Here is a 941-nt window from a genome sequence, read left to right as displayed (position 1 = left end):
CTAGAGCGTGTCTGCCAAATATTGGCGGTTGGATGCTCGAGACTGTCCCCGTGTTGCGTGCCAACGAGATTTCCGATGCCCTGTGGGCTGTGATCGAACCCGTCCTTCCTTCTCTGGCGGGACGGAGGGGGCGGCCGTGGAACGATCATCGGTTGACGCTGGAGGGAATCGTCTGGCGGTTCCGTACCGGGTCACCGTGGCGCGATCTGCCCGAATGTTTCGGTCCGTGGCAGTCCATCTGGGAACGGCATCGCCGCTGGTCGGACGACGGCACCTACGTGCGGATGTTCGCCGCGGTGCGGGCGGCAGCACCCGAACGAGAGGAACAGCTCGAACGGCTGCTGTCGATCGATTCGACCGTTGTCCGCGCCCACCAGCATTCGGCCGGTGCCCGGACCGATGCGCACACAGGGGGCTCGGTCGAATGACAAGAATCTGGCCAACGAACCCGCCGACCACGCACTCGGCCGCTCCCGGGGTGGGCTGAGCACCAAGATCCACGCCCTCACCGACACGTTCTGCTGCCCGCTGACGCTGCTGCTCTCGCCGGGGCAGGCGGGCGACAACCCGTACCTGGCGCCGCTGCTCGAAGCACATCGCGCCCACGACACCGAAAGGTTCCGGCTGCTGGCCGACAAGGCGTACTCGCATCCGAGCACTCGAAAGCATCTGCGGGAACGCCGAATCTCGCACACCATTCCCGAACGCCGTGACCAGATCCGACGCCGCAAGGCCAAGGGGCCGGATGGAGGTCGACCGCCGGCATTCGACAAGGACCTCTACCGCGAACGCAACACCGTCGAGCGTGGTTTCGGGCGACTCAAGCAATGGCGTGGCATCGCCACGCGTTACGACAAGTACGCCACCACCTTCCTCGGTGGCGTACTCCTCGGCGCGATTGTTATTCATCACCGTGTCCGCAAATAGCAGACACGCTCTAG

The 941-nt window shown here is 64.7% G+C and carries 1 pseudogene; it reads left to right on the top strand.

Annotated features, from left to right (window positions below):
* Positions 1-50 precede the first annotated feature (50 nt).
* Positions 51-927, top strand: a pseudogene (locus MLGJGCBP_RS47945) (IS5 family transposase).
* Positions 928-941 lie beyond the last annotated feature (14 nt).

The organism is Rhodococcus sp. T7 (assembly GCF_009872365.1).
Lineage (GTDB): Bacteria > Actinomycetota > Actinomycetes > Mycobacteriales > Mycobacteriaceae > Rhodococcus_F.
The sequence above is the reverse complement of the archived record's forward strand: the minus strand, read 5'-3'. Positions and strand labels throughout refer to the sequence as shown.